Here is an 18,770-nt window from a genome sequence, read left to right as displayed (position 1 = left end):
ACCATTAACAGCGAAAGGACCAGCTCTGTGACATACCGTAATATTGCACTGACTGTCGAAGGAACACGACGCCTGATGATGGCTTTGGCAGGTCCCCGATAGTCGGACCACCGCGTTCTAGAGCCACGGTGTGATTGATGTCAGTCGATCTCGCAGCCCACGGGTTGGTGCGTGTGGGTGCATTGGGCAGCATACTCAGCGGGTGTCAGGTAACCCAGGGACGAGTGCCGGTGCCGATTATTGTGGTCGTCCTTGAAGTCCTCGATCACGACCCTCGCTTCGAGCAGGCTGGTCCAGTGATTGCGGTTGAGGCATTCCTTTCGTAGTCGGTTGTTGAAAGATTCGATGTGTCCGTTGTTCCATGGTGTGCCCGGCGGGATGTAGGCGATACCGATCCTGTCCCGGCAGAACTGTTGCAGTACAGAGGAAATGAACTCCGGCCCGTTGTCCATTCGCAGCACTTGAGGCGGCCCTCCCCACAGCGCGAACGCCTTACCAACTCCTCGGTCAGCCGCTGGGCGGTGATCGAGCGCTCCACGATGTTGAGCACCGACAGTCTGGTGTGTTCGTCGATCATCGACGCAATCTTGATGGCCTTCCCATCGACGGTCGAGTCGAACTGGAAATCCATAGCCCACACCACTTTCGGGGCGTCGGCTTCGATCTGCGGGCACGAGCTGATGCCGGCGCGTTTGCGGGGATGGTAGATCCGAACCTGCAGGCCCTCTTCCTTCCAGAGTCGGTGAACCTTCTTTTTGTTCACCGTCATGCCTACGTCGTACCTCAGATGCGCCCAGGCGCGACGAAAACCGTGCACTGGATGCGTGCCTGCATATTTGCGGAGTGCGGCTCTGAGTGTGGCGTCAGGGTCGGCGGGTGTCTGCGCGATCGGAGTCCGGGCGTAGGTGGATCGGGCGAGCCCAACTGCTTTGCACGCCAGTCGTTTCGACATGCTCATCGTGGTCACGAGCATGTCGACGGCGCGGCGCTTGTCAGCTGGGCTCAAAATTTTCCAGTAATAATAGGATCAACCCGCTGACGAGGTGGCCTGACTCCGAATTTTCCTGGCCCACCCGGTGCCTTTCGAAGGACCCGTCGACCGCCTCGCCCGCAGGCCACCACAACACTGTGGAGCACGCGAAGTCCGTGACCTCATAGGAGCCTGCCGCCCCACCTCGGCCCGTCACTGGCCCGTCCGAACCTCGCGCACACCACCCGAGGAAAGGCCGGACCACGTGACACCGAAACGCACACCACCACGCATCTACTGCGGCGTCGACACCCACGCCGACACCCATCACGCCGCCGTCATCACCGACACCGGAATCCTCATCGAAAGTCGCCAATTCGACACCACCACAGATGGATACCGCGAGCTACACACATGGATCCTCGGCCACGGAGCGCCCATCGCCGTCGGCATCGAAGGCACTGCCTCCTACGGCGCCGGCCTCACCCGGCATCTCCGCTCCCGCGCCGTCGCGGTCGTGGAAGTTCCGCGCCCGAACCGCAAACTCCGCCGCAACGTCGGCAAAAGCGACCCGATCGACGCAGAAGCAGCAGCCCGCGCCGTCCTGGCCCGCAACCAACTCTCCGAACCCAAACACGGCGACGGACCCATCGAGGCAATCCGAGCACTGCGCGTCGCGAGATCGAGCGCAGTCAAAGCCGCCACCGCATCGATGAACGCCGTCCGATCGATGATCGTCACCGCACCAGAAACACTGCGCACCCACCTGCGCGGACGCACCACCACAGCACTGCTCGATGCGTGCATCGCACTCGAACCCGACCTCGGCGCTCTCACCGACCCGACAAACGCCACCATCGTCGCACTCCGCTCGCTCGCCGGGCGGTGCCGCGAATTGCGCAGAGAAGCAAAAGAACTCAAGAAATACCTCACAGCACTCGTCAAGCAGAGCGCACCACGAACTTCGGAAATCCTGGGACTAGGACCCGACACCGCAGCCGCGCTACTGATCACCGTCGGCGACAACCCCGACCGGCTACGGTCGGAATCGTCGTTCGCTCACCTGTGCGGAGTAGCGCCGATCCCCGCGTCGTTGGGCAAGACCACACGGCACCGGCTACATCGCGGCGGCGACCGACGCGCCAACCAAGCCCTACACACCGCCGTCGTCGTCCGCCTCAAATACAGCGACGAGGCACGCGCCTACGCCAATCGCCGCACAGCAGAAGGGAAATCGATGCCCGAGATCCTCCGATGCCAAAAACGCTACCTCGCGCGTGAGGTGTTCAGCGCACTGCGCGCAGATTACAGTGCGCTGACTGCTTGACATCTATAGGAGCGTCCCGCGCCACCTCCCGCAGCGCGTCCTTCTCCAGCTCAGCGTCTGCCAGCAGGCGTTTGAGCCGGCTGTTCTGCTCGCGAAGCTCCTTGAGCTCCTTCGCCGCGTCGGTGTCCATCCCGCCGTACTGGCGGCGCCAGTTGTACAAAGTCGCCGCCGACACCTCGAGCTCTGCCGCGATCTCCTCCTGCGTCTTGCCTGCAGCGGTGAGTTCATCGGCGCGCCGTAGTTTGCGCACGATGTCCTCGGCAGAGTTGCGTTTCCGTCCAGCCATGTTCTCCATCGTCCTATCTGCCCAGCTCATGGGCAACAAGACTCTAAAACAGGGTGGCCCCGTTCACCGGGGACACGCCAGCTTCACGGCCGGTCACCTTGCGGGCGAGCTTGAGTGCGGCTTCGACCGTATTGGTGCCTGTCGGGCCGGGGAACTGCACCTTGTAGTTCAAGCCGCGCGGATCGAGCGCTGCCAGAGTCGTCCGATCGCCCACGTGACCGCCAGAACGCGACTCCACATAGGTCAACCAGTATCGCCAATACGGTGAACTGGGATTACACGACCGCTCCAGCACGCCTAAACCTGAATGCACCGATCCGGTGACGGATGGTCGCGTGCCGTAGACACGAAATGCCCTGCCGTAGTGGAAGAATGAGGTTTCTTGACGACCAAATCCAACCGCCACGAAGGGCATCTCGCAGATGCAACTATCGCACACCCGACCTGTCGCTGCCGCATCCTTCGACGACCCCAATCTGGTGTCCGCGGTCGGGTTGGTTCCAGTGATGGCGCTGGCTCACAGGTCAGGGCTGCACGCCCTGGTCGATGAGCATCTGAGCGTGCCGACGGACAAAGGCGCGAACGCCGGCCGCAAGATCGGAGCCCTCGTCGCGGGCATGGTCGCGGGTGCGGACAGCATCTCCAACATGGCGATCCTGCGGCACGGGGCGATGCACATCCTGTTCGAGCGGCCCTACGCACCCTCGACGTTGGGATCGTTTCTTCGCCAGTTCCGGTTCGGGCACGTCCGACAGCTCGACGCCGTCGCCTCCCGGCTACTGCAGGCTCTCACTGAGCGCACCCCGCTGCTGGCAGGTATCGGCACCGGCCCGGTGATGATCGACATCGACGACTCCATCATCGAAGTCCACGGACACGGCAAACAAGGCTCCGGCTACGGCTACTCCGGCGTCCGCGGCCTCAACTCCCTGATCACCACCGTCACCACCGAGACCGCGGCGCCGGTCATCACCGCCCAACGGCTCCGCAAAGGTGCCTGCGGGTCCGCCCGCGGAGCAGCACGCATGATCGCCGACACCCTCACCACCCTCGACCGACTCCGCACGAATGCAGCGGCCGGCGACACCGGCAACCCCGGGGCACCACCGAAGCCGTTGCTGCGGGCCGATTCGGCGTATTTCGGATACCCGAGCATCGGCGCAGCGATCCGAGGCGGGGCGGACGTTTCGATCACCACTGGACTGAACTCGGTGATCAAGACCGCAATCAGCTCGATCGACGACGGCGCCTGGACACCGATCCGATACACCAACGCCCTCTACGACGACACCACCGCGCAGTGGATCTCCGTCGCGGAAGTCGCCGAGATACCGTTCACCGCGTTCGCCTCCCAGAAGAAAGCTCATCACGTTCCCGGCCGGCTCGTCGTGCGCCGCATCCCCGATCTACGCCCGAAGAAAGACCAGGGCCAAGGCGAGTTGTTCGACGTGTGGCGCTTCCACGCTTTCTTCACCACCACCGACCCTGCCGACCTCGATACCGTCGCCGCCGACCAAACCCATCGCCGGCACGCGGTCATCGAACAGGTCCACGCCGACCTGAAGAACTCCGCCCTCGCCCACATGCCCTCAGGTCACTTCAACGCCAACGCCGCTTGGCTGGTCTGCGCGGTGATGGCGTTCAATCTCACCCGCGCCGCCGCGACATTGACCGGCGAAGACAAGCTCGCGAAAGCTACGACCGGGACCATCCGGCGCACGCTGATCTCGGTGCCCGCACGGATCGCCTCCTCGGCCCGGAAAATCACCCTGCACCTACCGGAGAAGTGGCCCTGGGAAGCAAGCTGGACTGCGTTGTTCGACAGCATGTTCGGCCGCAACGCTTACATCCTCGCCTAACCGAACAGATCCAGCCCGCCCACAACGCGAAAGATCCAGTGGAACAACCCGACACCCGAGATCGGGCACTCCGCCACGCCCATAGCCAAGCCCACACTGCGCAACATGATTCAAGGTCACGCACTCAGCCCATCGGTGAATTCAGGCTAAACGCCACCGCACCGCCACTGCGAAAAGCTCGGCACTACCGCATCAAGCCGTACACACTGAAATACAACGGGAGAGTCGAACGCTACAACCGCTTCCTCACCGAAGAACTGCTCTACTCCCGCGAGTACACCAGCGAACAGCAACGGCGCAACGCCGCCGAAATCTGGAACATCGACTACAACCACCATTGACCGCATCCAGCACGTAGAGGAGGACGGCCTGCCGCTTACCGCCGGCACCACGTCCTAACGTCCGTGCCCGATACATCTAGCTCGGATGCGCGACCACACGGAATTGGAGGACGGTGCACCCTCGGTAGAACGCTTGTTAGCAGAATCCGGCTACGGCCGCAGGTCGATACGCCACGAGTCCGCCTGCTCGGCCGTCACTCCCGAGGAGCGCAACAACTCCAGCAAGTCTTCCTGCCGCGGCTGTCCAAACGTCAAGCGATACAACGCCACCCGCTCGTGAGTTCGCTTGAGGCGCTCCGCATCCACACTCAGCTGATACGGCAGCACGTCGCGAATTACTTTGTGCTGGCCTGGGTAAATCCAGTCTGGTGCAAGGCCCGCTATTTCCGCGTTCGGCGCGTCCTGAGCGGCGAGACGGTATGCCTCCTGCCACGGGTTGTCAGCAGCAAGCATCTTCGAGCCATGCTTGTCTGCGATGTTCCGCCGAACTGCATGCCCCCGGAATCGGTTAACTCGACCATCTCGCTGCTCGAAGTCCACTGGACTTCCGGGCACATTCCAGTGCACCAAGTTGTGGCACCAAGGGTGAAAGTCGATCCCCTCCTGCCCGACGCTGGTGGACACCAGGACGAAAGGCCAAAAGGGAGAGTTGAATGCCTCTCTGATTTCGCCAGGCCGGGCCGATTCTTCGTTCTGCCGCGCGTCGCCGTAGCGGAGGGCGAATCGGCTCGAAAAGTCGATGTCATTGCCCTGCTGCAACGGATCTTTGGCCTTGTAGATGGCGGGCTTGAGCTTGAGCGCATCGGCAGCGCGCCACGCAAATGCAACAAGGGCCTCGTCATCGAATTCGCTGTTGCCCTCGACCTGGACGAGATGAAAGAGGTGCTCATCGAGTACCGCTTGTAAGTTCCCGTCGGCGCAGTATCGAAGTACTTTCTGCCAATATGACAACTCGACTTCGTAAAGGTGGTCGAGCACGAGTGCTGACTCCCACCTGTTGAACAGAGTGCGCAGGCCTGAAGCAAGGATCGCCGCGGCACGCCATCGCCCACCTGTCGTGACCTGAGACGTGTTCACCGATAGGCGACCGAACGCACGCCACGCACAATTGGCGGGCGAATGCATCGCCAGCCGTGCTGTCTGCGTCGTCAGCTCGGGAGGAATAACGGACAGATCCAGTGTTTCTCGCTGACGATGCACCTCGATCGCAGCCGAGACGTACTCATCGATGACCGTTGACTGATCGGCGCGGTCATCGTCGCTCTCGATGCCCTCTTGTGCGCCTCGCCCAGCGATTGCGTCGGCCGGCGTCAAGTTCGCCACGATGCCGCTCAACGCTTCGTCTAGTTTCTCATCACTCAGCGCGAGCGGCCATTGCCACACCAGCGACGCTACCTCGCCCGCACCGGACTCACGCGCACCCTGTGGAAGCTTCCCAGACAGCTCTCCTGCGATCCGCGATTCCGCATACTCACGATCGAACGGTCTTCCCGCCGCCCCTGCGCGCCGAAGGGGGTCAGCCATGTCGGCCAGCCCCGGCATCGGGAAGAACGGAATGAAGCTTGCCATTGCCGTCAATTGCTCACCGCGACGACTGAATCGAAGCCTTGGCGGAATATGCCGCGATGCGGTGACGTCCCGTCCAGTCGCGACTCCTGACCGTGCAATACGGCGATTCGCATCGTGACTCAACAACGATGCGACGGCCGTCGGCGTTGCTGTCCATTGAGAGAACACCAACTTCTTCGTCATTCGAGCAGCCTCCGGTGCCGCGAAAGGACCGCCCGGCTTCAAGTAGGGCAGAGATGGAGGCAACCACAACATTGTCTGCCAGTTGCGCCCTGTTGTCTGGCCTATCAAGGCTTCGAGTCGAGGATTCCGAACCGTCAGCGGATCGAAGTTCTCGACGGCTGCGGGGTCGAGTCGGTCGAGCGAAGCAACAAGGGCCCTCACGTCCTCATCCTCGATTGCCTCGCCCACAAACCGGCCGAGTTGGTAGGATTCGAAGAAATGCACCAGCTCCGGTACGGACTTCCAGACATCCATCGGGAACCGAGCACCCACGAGGTCGGCAAGCTCGCTGAACTTCTTGTACTGAGTGACAGCCTCGGACGAGATCGAAGGCGCTGATGTTCGCCGCTCTTCCACCATCGACTCGTTCTGGCGCGGGGGGCGCTCCGTTCGGCACATCACGGTAAGAAGCTCCGCCCGGATGCGATCACGCAGCACTCCCGGGTCTTGCCGATTTTTGACCGCCTGGCGATACTCATCCAGCAGCTTGGCGATGCCTTGTGCACCCTCACCTTTCGCTCCTCGGGCTAGGAAGTCCAGTACCCCCAAAAATTGTGATTGATGGGTGCCATCCCCTTCAGGTCCATCATCGATCGGCTTGTACGGCGTCGCGGACAGCAGTAGCACCTTGGCGTGACGATAGTTGAAGAGTTCCTGGGCGAGTTCGCTCACTGGGCTGTCGGTTTCGAGCAGCTCAGTAAAACGTTGGAACTCGTCGAGGATCACCAGATCGGGTTCCAGTGCTTCGACTCCGGCCCGCGACAGAACTTTTCTGAGTTCGCTAATGACCGCAGACGCGGCAGAATACCCACCCGGAACAGCCGGGCGTCCTGTTGTTTGCTCGACAAGATCGCGGAAGCGCTGCAGGGCCGAGCCATCGTCGGAAGTTCGTTCTTCGGCAAGCTCCAGGAATTTGGCGACAATCTGCTGATCAAGCCTTTTAACTGCGTGACCTGGTGAAGCACCAATGCCTTCTTCGAAACCTGCGACGCGTTGCTTGAATCGGTCCAGGCTTTGCACGGTACCTTGCAACACTCTGTACGCGGCTGTCTTGGCTGCACCAGACAGCTGCAGATAATCGCACAGAATCACGAACAGGAGCGCACGTTCCCGCGCAGTACCTGAGCGCCAACCCTTGTCCGGGAACGATGTTTTCGGTGTCAACGAGACCAAGTTGACCGGCTTTCCAGCAAATCCGCTCCCGGTCTTCAACTGGTCCGTCGAGGTCGCCAACAAACTCAGTCGCGTCGACATGCTGATCTTGCTGCCAAGGATGTCGAGGCGCTGGATGTTCTGGCGAGCGACGTCGGTGTTCGAACAGATATAGATAACGTCGATGCGTCTGACGTCGGGGTTGTCTTGAAGGGCTTCAATGGCCCGCGCGATCACACCGCGCGCAACCATTGTTTTGCCAAGTCCGGTTTCGTCGGCGACAAGAAACCGTGTACCGGTCCGTTTTCCGTACAGTACGTCCGATACATGGTCGACCGTGGCGCGTTGGAACGGTCGAAGGGTCTTGAGGTGCGGTTCAGCCTCGAACCTAATAAAGTCAGACATCTACTGTTACCTCTGCTTTGGTTGCGGTGGATATCGCAGACCACAGCTGACGAAACCCCTCCGGTAGAACGCCGTTCGGGTCATCTTGGTCAATGATGCTTTCGACAACTCCGGCTAGGTGGTTAAGAATCTGCAGGTTGGAGGTCGATACCCGAAGCAGCTGCTCGAAGAGACCGTTCTCCAACGCATCCCACCGGCCGGAAGTAAGAGCTACATCGCCCCCGTCATCGCCGCCATCGCTAGCGGCACTCGGCGCACCGAAAGCCAGTAACAATGCCAAGAAACGACGGAAAGCATCGGGAGTGCTGATTTCACGAGTCACGATCGAGCTCATGCGTCCGGGGACGTCGTTCACCAAATCTGCTTTTACTACCGTTGAACTAGTGCGCCCACCGTTATCCGAGATGGTAAGCACCACAAATGCGGTCACATCGGAGAGGGTCAGCCCTTCGAACGGTACGTCGATTCGGCTGCCAGTCAAGACGTTCGCAGCAATGGCCTTGTCGGTGAGAAGTGAGACCATCAGCGTCACTTCTTGTTTGGTCGAAACGGCCGCCTCGCTCGTCAGGTGAAGCGTATACGCCTCGTCCGTTTCGCTGAGTTCTGCGCGAAGTGACACCGCGGAAACAAGTTGCCGAAGCTGACCGTCCAAAATGGCCTGTTGATCCTCAGCCTCCTCCCCTGATGGCTCGATCGTCGTCGATTGGAGGATCGACATGAACCCTCCCTTGCCCAGCAATGCGTCGACGCCCAGCACGCCTGTCTTCCCGGTGAGTTCGACAAGTATCTCGACGTTGCCGCGGAAGGCATTTCGAGTTGCATTTGCGGAACCTATAAACAGGTGCGCCTTTCGGGCCCTCTCGACGCAGTACAACTTCGCGTGGAGTCCCGACAGCGCTGGCGATCCACTCGACTCCGCGTCATCGGCCGGGATTCCTGCCGTAGGCGAAAGCACAAACGGGTCGGTGATCCACTCGGCAAACTCAGCCGACAAGGAGTTGAGCGATTCCTGCCGGGAGACGACCGAGACTGGTCCGCTCGAATACTCGGCAATCTTGGCAAGTCCGTCGTCGGTAAGAAATGGCGATATCAGCAGGTGCTTATACCCCGAGAAGTCTGGTTTTGGGGATCGAGGGCCAGGCACACCGAACACGTGGAAATCGAGATCGGTGGCCCCCGTCGGCAGCGTCCACCTTGCTCGTCGAATTTCTTCAGCGAGTGCTGAAATGCGATCAGCTCGCTCTTGCGACAGACTCGGTCGCACCGCCGAAGTCAGATACCTGAGCAGATCGACGATCGGCTTGTTTTGAGCCCTCGGCGCACCGCCGATTTCTCCGTCAAGGGTGAGTGCGACGTCCCACGAGCGTCCACGAGCAAGGTTACGACTCATCACGATAAGCCGCGTGGTCACCTGACCGGTGGACTGGTCTTCAAAACGTACAACCCAGATCTTTGGGTGAAATAAAAAATTTGATGAAAGCTGAACGGCATGGAGTGCGGGCTCGAGCAACGTGTGAAGCCTTGACCGGTGCGGGGGAACTGCGATCATCCCGCGCTGATGAAAAATATCGACCTTGTGAATGCTCGCTTGCACTGCGGCGATGATCTCGAGCGGGTCCGCCGAATCGGCTGCAGCGCTGTGCGACAACGCTAGCGAAGGAAGCAAAGCGCTACCGAGATCGAGCGTGAAGGTGGTACCGACGACATGGGAGACAACATGCCCCTCCGGTGGTATAAGTCGCTCGAGGAGCGTGATCCTGCTGTCAGGAGGCAGCACTATTGAGACCTTCCTTGATATCGCCCACCAAAGTGCGCACGTTGAACCAGCGGTATGCCAGACGGCTTGCCCCGGAAGAACCCGACCATTGCTTCAGCAATCGATCGTTGTTCAAGCGCGACTGCTCGCCCTTGTTCGCCCGCTCACGATCCGCCACCAGTCGGCACAATTCTCTGGAAGCTGCAGGGTCGGTAGCATCGCCCGAACGTACGGCCGTGAGCCACGCATCCACGAACATGCGGGTTCCGAGCGGAATCGGTGTGGTTCTCGAGCTGTTGACGGTCTTCCAGAAGTCGACCACATTCCAATTCAGAATTTCTTGCGAATTGTCAGCAAGCTCGGCCGACCATGACTTCAATTCCTCACGGTAGTCGTCGGCGTAGGAAGCCCCACTGGCCGTCATGACCGCGGCGTATTTCTCCGCAAGAAGCAAATTGTAGAGCAGGCCAGCTCCGTGGATGGCCAGAGAAAACAGCCTGGCATGCTCGACAAGAGATCTGATCTCCTCGGAGGCGATCTGCAGCGCAGGATGATCCCACGGCCTCTCAACCGCTGCGATATCGACATCCAAGCCATCTCGAACCAAATGCGCCAGGTAAGAGGTCGGTGCCGACATCAAGATTCGTTCTTGCAACCAACTCGCCTCGGCATGAGACAGTGAGAAGCCGTCTTCGAAGTGCGAGGGAAAGCCCTGCGGCGCATCAATGCTGATGTTCCATGAACTCGTCAGCTGGTTGTCGACCCGTATACCCAGTCTTTTCAGCGCCGCCCAGTAGAGGTTGGAGGGCAGCGTATTCACGCTGACACCGGCAACGCGGCCGATCAGTCCTTCGGTGTGACCGGACTTTCGCATGACCTCGATTAGCTTGCGCTCCGCGTCCCGAGCCTTGGTCCTTACGGCAGTTCCGGAGTGCTTTCGTGCCGCCTCCGCATAAATCCACGGGACGAAGAGAAAGTACTTCGCGCGTGTGTGCACAGTTGATGTCGCTGGAAAAAGCTGGTCGGCCAGAGTGTCTCGTACCTGACCGATCCCGATGTCATCGAGCGTTCCCGAGTCGGAAAACAGCTTGACCAGCTCCCGCATTCGGCGTTCCTCATCAGGTGAGGTGTCAAGCCAAGCGATCTCCGACACGAACACTCCTCTTCGTAAACTTAGTTGAGCTACCGATCGTGCCAGATGGACGACTGAGATGGGGTCGGACGACAAGCAATCGAATCGATCCAAGCCACAGTGCACTCCTACAGCGTGCGCGCAACATCAGCTGCTTTTCTCGTAGCTTTCACGATTCCCTGGCCGAAGAAAAGGTTGCCGCCGGCACCGATAGCAGCTCCGATACCGAACGGGGCGGCGCGGCCAAGCACCAGAATCCCTTGGCGTGTGCCATATTTGGTGACGAAATTGACCCCGAGCACACGGTTGATCGACCGGATCGTAGTCATCGGGACGTTCTTCGTAAGCAGAGCGCCCAGATGGGATCCAGTTCGGCTTGCAGCCTTGCCCGCGAACGTCGATCCTCCCCCACCTGCTAACACCGTCAACACGATTGCCTTCTGATGCTCGAGATCAGTGATGACTACCCCGTGAACCTTCAGCACCGAGAGGATGTGACCGGCTGCCGCGGTCATGAACCACGACACATCGCCGGCTGTCATAGCCAGAGCTGCTGCAGTACCCGCGCCTGGAACGGCGGCGGCTCCACCTGTCGCAGCGCCAGCCGCTGTCACCGACGACAGGAAGGTAGTCTCGAGCTTCTTCACCAGCTGGTCAGCCGTGGCATTTGGGTGCCGGTCGTAAAGACGCTCCACACGCACATCGACCAATTTATTCGACGCCAGCAGCGCTTTATCGAACAGCGCCATAACTTTTGACGTACTCGGCTTATCACGGGAGCCGACTTCAGAATCCGAAACCACTGTGGATGTCCCTTTCACGTGCACTAAGCTTGCTTATTGCATCCTTCTCGAGCTGACTAACTCGCCCTGTCGAGACACCGAGCTGAGCGGAAATTTGCGGGTTCGTCTTCGGGCCGTCTCCGTCGCGTCGTAGCGATCGATGACGGTCGCAACCTCACGCTCGTCGAGGACCGCCAGACTACGCAGGACAGAGGCGACCTCATGCATCGTCGGTTGCGCTGTGAACTACCAGCATGTCCACTTGGTTGACACTGTCATCACGGGAGCCGTTTAAACTGCGTGTGCTGCTGAACTGCAAAACCGGACTGGTACGCGACTCTACGATCTCATGGAGGAGCTGCATCAGGCGCTTCACGCGCCCCGTGGGTTCTGGACTAGCCCAATGCCAACTGCAAATTCGACGCGCGTGGTGACGATGACTTAATCCCTCGTCAATGTATCGGTCGAATCGGATATATGTTTCGCTAGCCAAGAAAAAGCTACATAGGAGCTTCGTGAACTGGCGGTTTACAGCGTTCGTTCGATCGATCGAATGAACGAACTCGCCAGTCAGGACATGCCGCGGTTCTGGGTGTCGGAACGATGGTGCACAGTGTCACAACAGACCACCTAGGTCAGAAGCTGTGTGAGCAAAGCCGGAAGGCACCGTAGATGAGAATCGTATACATGCACGGCATCGGTGACGGAGACCCCAAAATGGGATGGCTGGACGGTCTTAACCGAGGACTCGTGCAGGCCGGACACCCGTCAGTCGACCCCGACAGAGTTATCGCGCCTCGCTATCGGTCACTGCTGAACACGTCGGGTATTTCAGCGAAGATTCCTCCCGTCACCTACAAGCCAAAGGACGACGCCAGCGGCCGTCGTGGATTCGAAAGGCGACAGGCAAAGGTACAGCGAAAGCTCGTGCTCGAACCCGGAGTCCGGTCGTTCGGATTCAATCGCATTCCGGAAGGGCCGCTGTCCGTGCTGCAGCAGGCGGCAATCAACGCGATCCCCTGGTACGACCTCCCCCAGGTGAAGCGCTACATGCAGAGCGAGGCAACACGGGGAGCCATACTGCAACACATTCTTGACTACTTGCCCACGTCTGGGGACATCCTCCTCATCGGCCATAGCTTGGGTAGCGTCATCGCAATAGATCTTCTCGACAATCTCCACGATGGTCTTCATGTCCGCAGATTCGTAACCATCGGCAGTCCGGCGAGTTCCCGTCCATTGCATGAGAACAGCGATCGGCTCCTGAAAAAATTTCCATATGAGCGTGTGGACGACTGGACTAACTTCTTCGACGTTCGCGACGTCGTGACTGGTGGCCGCGGCCTCGCATCGACGTTCCCCGGTGCCCAAGATTTCGCGATCGATATCGGCGGACAGCATGGCGCAGACACCTATCTAGGAAACGCCTCGATATCCGGCGTGATTGCGGACGTTCTGTACCCGACCAAGACCGTTGCCCTGCGCGAATCCGGGATAGCAGTCAGGTTGGGTGACAGCGAAGCCACGGTCTTGTTGTCACTTCACTTCGGCCGAGCTGTGCAGCGACACATCAAAGACAAGAACTCAGCAGCACGGTACGCCGACGCGCTAGGCGCTCAGCAAGACGAAGTGGTGACGCAGATCGAGTCGGCAGCCATGGCGTCGAACATCGCGATCGCGCCCGAACTATTCGAGCTTGCACAGGGGACGCTCCCCCGCCTTCCACATCGCTGGGAACTGCACGAAGCCGTCAGCGAGCTCGTCGTACTCGCGATGACCAACTTGATCGAGCCATACGAGATCAACGTCGACCGCGCGCCCAAGGACGCACTCGCAGATATGACTGTCGAACTGGGCTTTCAACGCTCCACCGGAACCAAAATTGGCGTCGCGATAGAAGACGTTCAGAACTACGTCAGCCGCAAAGGTGGCGTTCCGTGGGGTCGTGTGCTCACCGCAGCGGCTGGAGTAGCGATCGTTGCAGCTGGGCCTGTTGGACTGCTGGTTGCGGCGCCTGCCGGTGTCTTCGGTGCAGCCGCTTTGACCGGCGGACTCGCAGCCCTGGGGCCAGGTGGGATGGTCGGCGGTCTCGCAATGCTCGGCGGACTTGCGGGCACCGGTGCGGCCGTAGCAACGACCGCAGCAACAGCGAGCGGCGGAGCTGCTCAACCTGTCAGTGATTCCAACACACTAGTTCTTCGGGTAGCCGTGGAACATGCTCGCAAGCGCCTCGACCTTCCCTACGATGAAACACTCTGGTACCAGATCACCGACCTGGAAACACAACTCTCGGCACGAATCAACAGGTTGTCGGTCTACAGCGACCCCAAGTCGTCGGCGTTGGAAACTCTGCGCGTCGGGCAGTACACGGTCACACGACTGCTCGCGTTCATGCTCGATAAGGGTTTGGGTCCGAAAGCCCTGGTAGCAGCCGAATCCGAGACGGACCGTCTCCTCGAGGAAGAGGCGAGGGCGATCGAGACTTCAGCCGAAAGGCAACGCAGCAGCTAGCGTCTACTAGCACGATGGTCTCTCAAGCTGCGCGCTAGCGCTTCTCCGCTTCTCCGCGTCTCCGAGTATCCGTAGAGAAGCCGAATGGACCAACCCCTAGGTTTCGTCGCACCCCTGCGTGTCAGACATCCCATGCCGCTTGTTGTCAAGCGACCGCGGCGATGGGTGATCGGCCCAGGGATTTCGGACAGTGGACCCGCTTAGAATTGGGATCTACTGAAATGAGTCCGACCAGCATGAGCAGATCACGGCGATCGTTCTCGGCCGAGTTCAAGGATGAACTGTGCCGTGAGGTGATCGAGTTGTCCAAGCCGATCAGTGAAGTCGCCAAGGTGTACGGGGTCGGCGACGACAGCCTGCGCCGGTGGCTGGCGAAGTATCGCGACACCCACGGCGGCAGTGTGGACAGTGAACTCACTCTGACCGAACGAGCACGACTGAACCAACTCGAACGAGAAGTTCGTGAACTTCGTTCCGAGGCAGCGTTTTTGAAAAAAGCAGCCTTAGAATCAAAGGGTCAGCGCAACAATGCAGTTGAAGGAGGGTGTGGGTGTCGAAGATCGGCCGGCCGGGAATGTCGGATAAGGAGAAGGTGGAGTTGTGGAGGCGGTGGCGATCCGGCGAATCGATCAGCGTCATATCCCGCGGACTACGCAAGCCGCCGGGATCTGTCTTCACGGTACTGAAGTATCACGGCGGTATCGCGCCGGCGGAGTCCACAGCGCGGGCTGGTTCATTGACTCTTGTTGAGCGTGAGGCTATCTCACGGGCAATTGTCACAGGTGACACAGTTCGATCGATCGCCTCTGCACTCGACCGTGCGCCCTCGACGGTGAGCCGTGAAATCAACAGAAATGGCGGGCGTGGCAGCTATCGTGCCGCCGCTGCGCAGGACCGTGCTGGCGTGCAGGCGAAGCGACCCAAACTGTGCTTGCTGAAACGGAATCCGGTACTGCGCGACAAGGTCGTGTCGATGCTCGACGACGAGTGGTCGCCAGAGCAGATCGTCGGGCATCTGAGACTGCGCCATGCGAATGAAACTGAGCTGACGATCAGTCACGAGACGATCTATCGCTCGATCTACACCACACGCTGGGGCGTCATTCCGCAGAAGCTGTGCAAGAAACTTCGGACCCGTCGACCGATCCGAAAGAACAAGCGGCACATTGTCAAAGGGCAGTGGCGCTCCCAAATCGTCGATGCACGACCCATCGAGGACCGGCCCGCCGATGCGCAGAACCGCAGCGTCAGCGGCCACTTGGAAGGCGACTTGGTCATTGGTTCGAGAAACAGTCAGGTAGCGACCCTGGTCGATCGCAAGTACCGCTATCTGACCATTGTGCAGACACCAACCCGGCACACGACGTCAGTTGTCCCTGCGCTGGTCAGGGAGTATGCACGGATGAATCCGGTGATGTGCCGGAGTTTGACCTGGGACCGAGGGATGGAACTTGCCGGCCACAAGCTGCTTACCGCCGCGACAGGCATCGAGATGTTCTTCGCTGCACCGCGCAGTCCCTGGCAGTGAGGAACGAACGAGAACACCAATAAGCTCTTGCGCCAATATCTTCCGAAGGGAACATACTTAGGAGATTTGACTCAGCAAGACCTCAATTCCATTGCAGCCAAACTGAACAACCGTCCACGAAAGTGCCTTGGATTCAGGTCACCCGCAGAGTGCCTTGCCGGGGAGCTTGTTGCGTTGACAGGTTGAATTTAAGGCCTCGTACTTCGCGCGGGAGCCACGGTAGTGGCGAAGTACGAGTTCATCGATTCCTATGTCCCCGGCGACTCCGCGAACGTACCTGTCGTCGATCGTTGCCGTTGGCTCGAGGTGTCGACCTCAGGCTTCTATCACTGGCGCAGCCGGCCGCAGTCGGCAACATCGAAACGTCGAGATGCTCTGGCAGGGCAAATTCGTGTGTTTTTCGACGCGGCGCACGGTACCTACGGGTATCGGCGTATCCATGCCGACCTACGCGCCGTCGGCGTCGAATGTTCCGCGGAGTTGGTCCGCTCGATCATGCGTGAACACGAACTCGTCCCGTGTCAGCCGCGTCCGTTTCGGACCACCACCGAATCCGGTGACGACGACTCGGTGCCGGACCTGGTCAAGCGGGATTTCACTGCCGATCGGCCAGGGGCCAAGTTCGTCGGCGACATTACTTACATTCATACCTGGCAGGGGTTCGTGTACTTGGCCACGGTGATCGACTGCTTCTCCCGGAAAGTCGTGGGCTGGTCGATCGCCGATCACATGCGCACCGAGCTCGTCGCGGCCGCACTCAACAATGCTGCTGCGACCAGTCTGATCGAGCCGGGAGCGATTTTTTCACTCCGATCGTGGCAGCGTCTATACCTCTCATATCTACCGGGCCCTGGTGACCGGTTTGATGATGAGGTCCTCGATGGGGCGGACCGGTCAATGTTGGGACAACAGTATGGCCGAAAGTTTCTTCGCTGCACTGAAGAACGAGTGCGTATACCGCACCGTCTACGCCACGAAATCCCAAGCGCGACATGATGTCATCCGCTATATCGAGGGTTTCTACAATCCCCGACGGAGGCATTCAGCACTCGACTACCGCGCTCCGAACGATGTCCATTACAGTTACCGGCAGCACGTCAACGCGGCCTGAAATTAACCATCTCCAGTGTCCGAAATCCCCGCGGCAGATCATACCGACTGGCCATCGGTTAAGTGCGGTCGGACAAAATCTACCGCCTAATCGTTTTCGTAGAGGGTCCGAGAGCAACTGGCTGAACTACCGAGGTCGCGCACGTTGATCGAAGTATCCCTGCCGAAGACTGCTAGCCATGCTCGTCGATCACGACGACACGCTGAGACCACCCTGCTGGGGACAACCTCCGGAGCGCATCCTAAACCTCGATCCACCGATGAATCTGGGAGGTAGTGGGGTGTCGAACTGAAGAAAGTGCCCTCCGACCTGGAATGATTTGAGTTCTCACACAAAAAATCGGACCAGACCAACAGGACACTTCCAGTGCGATCATCCCACACCTTCCACCCTGATTCCGCGAAGTTCGACGACGATCACCTCGTGTCCTGCGCGGGACTGCTGCCGATCATGGCCCTTGCCGACCAGACCGGATTGACCAAACTGCTGGCGGACAAGGTGTCGATCACCGCCCCGAAGATCACATCGGGTACCGCAAATCTGGCACCGAAGTTGACGACGTTGATCGCGGCGATGTGCGCGGGTGCTGACAGTATCGACGACATCGACCTCCTCCGGTCCGGCGGTACGAAACACCTCTTCGACTCCGTCTACGCACCCTCTACCGTCGGAACATTGTTGCGCGAGTTCACGTTCGGCCACAATCGGCAACTCGAATCGGTCCTGCGCGAACACCTCGTTGCTCTCGCTCACCGCACCGAGATCCTGCCCGGCATCGCGGACCGCGCATTCGTCGACATCGACTCGCTCCTGCGCCCGGTCTACGGTCACGCCAAACAAGGTGCCTCCTACGGTCACTCCAAAATCGCGGGCAAGCAGATCCTCCGCAAAGGACTTTCACCGCTCGCGACGATCATCAGTACCGCCGACTCGGCTCCGGTGATCACCGGCATGCGGCTGCGAGCAGGCAAAGCAGGGTCCGGTACCGGAGCCGCTCGGATGGTCGCCCACGCCATCGCCACCGCCCGGATGGCCGGCGCGACGGGAAAGATCATGGTCCGCGGCGACTCCGCCTACGGCAACAGCCGTGTCGTACGTGCCTGCGTCAACGCCTCCGTCGAGTTCTCGTTCGTCCTGATCAAGAACCGCCTCGTCCAACGAGCCATCGATTCCATCACCGACGATGCGTGGACGGCCGTGCGATATCCGGGCGCGGTCCGCGACCCCGATACCGGTGGCTGGATCTCCGACGCAGAGGTCGCTGAAACAGCTTTCACCGCTTTCTCTTCCACCGCTCATCCTGTCACCGCACGGTTGATCGTCCGGCGGGTCAAAGACGCCCGCTACCGCGATGCACTGTTCCCGGTGTGGCGGTATCACCCGTTTTTCACCAACAGCACCCTGCCGACGACGACCGCCGATGTCGTTCACCGGGCACACGCGATCATCGAAACCGTGTTCTCGGATCTGATCGACGGACCGCTCGCGCACATGCCCTCGGGATCGTTCGGCGCGAACTCCGCGTGGGTGCAGTGCGCAGCGATCGCGCACAACCTACTGCGCGCTGCCGGAACCGTGGCAGGCGGGCGGCACGCGAAGGCCCGCGGAATGACGCTACGGCGGAAGATCGTCAACATTCCCGCGCGTTTCGTGCGGCCGCAGCGCGCACCCACGCTGCACCTGCCGCGAAAGTGGCCATGGCTCGACGCATGGCTTCAACTATGGCGCAACATCATTGGGTTCAGTCCACCTTCGACTGCCTGATCCTGACCGACACGCCGACTCGGCCCGAACAACGACAATCGTGGAAACGCTGGGT

Annotated in this window: 12 protein-coding genes and 4 pseudogenes; 9 read left to right on the top strand and 7 right to left on the bottom strand. The window is 60.0% G+C overall.

The features are described 5' to 3' along the window. Positions 1 to 265 precede the first annotated feature (265 nt). Positions 266 to 1,006, bottom strand: a complete 741-nt coding sequence (locus E5720_RS16420; RefSeq protein ID WP_136171527.1) for an IS3 family transposase — start codon at positions 1,004 to 1,006, stop codon at positions 266 to 268. 229 nt (positions 1,007 to 1,235) lie between these two features. Between E5720_RS16420 and E5720_RS16415 the strand changes: the two genes are divergently transcribed. Further along, positions 1,236 to 2,297 (top strand): IS110 family transposase, encoded by a 1,062-nt coding sequence (locus E5720_RS16415; RefSeq protein WP_247596002.1) that lies wholly within the window; start codon positions 1,236 to 1,238, stop codon positions 2,295 to 2,297. 16 nt (positions 2,298 to 2,313) lie between these two features. Here E5720_RS16415 and E5720_RS22095 read toward each other — a convergent pair. Then, positions 2,314 to 2,583, bottom strand: a pseudogene (locus E5720_RS22095) (transposase); the annotation flags it as partial. A 43-nt stretch (positions 2,584 to 2,626) separates the two neighbouring features. Then, positions 2,627 to 2,998: a hypothetical protein gene (locus E5720_RS16405; protein WP_136171526.1), complete on the bottom strand. Its 372-nt coding sequence runs from the start codon at positions 2,996 to 2,998 to the stop codon at positions 2,627 to 2,629. 7 nt (positions 2,999 to 3,005) lie between these two features. On the opposite strand from E5720_RS16405, the gene E5720_RS16400 reads away from it, so the two are divergent. Continuing rightward, positions 3,006 to 4,442: an IS1380 family transposase gene (locus tag E5720_RS16400; RefSeq protein ID WP_136171525.1), complete on the top strand. Its 1,437-nt coding sequence runs from the start codon at positions 3,006 to 3,008 to the stop codon at positions 4,440 to 4,442. 38 nt (positions 4,443 to 4,480) lie between these two features. Beyond that, positions 4,481 to 4,783, top strand: coding sequence for an integrase core domain-containing protein (locus tag E5720_RS21825; protein ID WP_210729886.1), 303 nt, complete (start codon positions 4,481 to 4,483; stop codon positions 4,781 to 4,783). A gap of 150 nt (positions 4,784 to 4,933) precedes the next feature. Here E5720_RS21825 and E5720_RS16390 read toward each other — a convergent pair whose 3' ends face one another. The 4 genes from E5720_RS16390 to E5720_RS16375 all read right to left on the bottom strand — a co-directional run bounded on the left by E5720_RS16390 (position 4,934) and on the right by E5720_RS16375 (position 11,768). Continuing rightward, positions 4,934 to 8,131, bottom strand: a complete 3,198-nt coding sequence (locus tag E5720_RS16390) for a helicase-related protein (RefSeq protein WP_136171524.1) — start codon at positions 8,129 to 8,131, stop codon at positions 4,934 to 4,936. After that, positions 8,124 to 9,779, bottom strand: a complete 1,656-nt coding sequence (locus tag E5720_RS16385; protein WP_247596001.1) for a phospholipase D family protein — start codon at positions 9,777 to 9,779, stop codon at positions 8,124 to 8,126. The genes E5720_RS16390 and E5720_RS16385 overlap by 8 nt, the downstream gene beginning before the upstream one ends. 115 nt (positions 9,780 to 9,894) lie before the next feature. Then, a complete protein-coding gene (locus E5720_RS16380; protein WP_136171522.1) occupies positions 9,895 to 11,040 on the bottom strand; it encodes a DUF6361 family protein in 1,146 nt (381 codons plus the stop codon). A gap of 107 nt (positions 11,041 to 11,147) precedes the next feature. Further along, a complete protein-coding gene (locus E5720_RS16375) occupies positions 11,148 to 11,768 on the bottom strand; it encodes a hypothetical protein (protein ID WP_136172755.1) in 621 nt (206 codons plus the stop codon). Positions 11,769 to 12,473: 705 nt separating this feature from the next. On the opposite strand from E5720_RS16375, the gene E5720_RS16365 reads away from it, so the two are divergent. From E5720_RS16365 to E5720_RS16345, 6 genes and pseudogenes are all read left to right on the top strand, one after another. Then, a complete protein-coding gene (locus E5720_RS16365; RefSeq protein WP_136171521.1) occupies positions 12,474 to 14,312 on the top strand; it encodes a hypothetical protein in 1,839 nt (612 codons plus the stop codon). A 236-nt stretch (positions 14,313 to 14,548) separates the two neighbouring features. Next, positions 14,549 to 14,812 (top strand): annotated as a pseudogene (locus E5720_RS22090) (transposase); the annotation flags it as partial. A gap of 74 nt (positions 14,813 to 14,886) precedes the next feature. Further along, positions 14,887 to 15,111, top strand: a pseudogene (locus E5720_RS22085) (IS30 family transposase); the annotation flags it as partial. A 33-nt stretch (positions 15,112 to 15,144) separates the two neighbouring features. Then, the gene (locus E5720_RS22080; RefSeq protein ID WP_247596343.1) at positions 15,145 to 15,840 is read left to right on the top strand and encodes an IS30 family transposase; all 696 of its coding nucleotides are present in this window, start codon (positions 15,145 to 15,147) and stop codon (positions 15,838 to 15,840) included. 192 nt (positions 15,841 to 16,032) lie between these two features. Further along, a pseudogene (locus tag E5720_RS16350) lies at positions 16,033 to 16,951 on the top strand (IS3 family transposase); the annotation flags it as partial. 366 nt (positions 16,952 to 17,317) lie between these two features. Further along, complete coding sequence (locus E5720_RS16345) at positions 17,318 to 18,715, top strand: IS1380 family transposase (protein WP_136169214.1); 1,398 nt, start codon at positions 17,318 to 17,320, stop codon at positions 18,713 to 18,715. The last annotated feature ends 55 nt before the right edge of the window (positions 18,716 to 18,770 follow it).

Source organism: Rhodococcus sp. PAMC28707 (assembly GCF_004795915.1).
In the GTDB taxonomy this organism is placed as follows: domain Bacteria; phylum Actinomycetota; class Actinomycetes; order Mycobacteriales; family Mycobacteriaceae; genus Rhodococcoides.
Note: the sequence above shows the minus strand (reverse complement) of the source record. Positions and strands in the feature narration are given on the sequence as shown.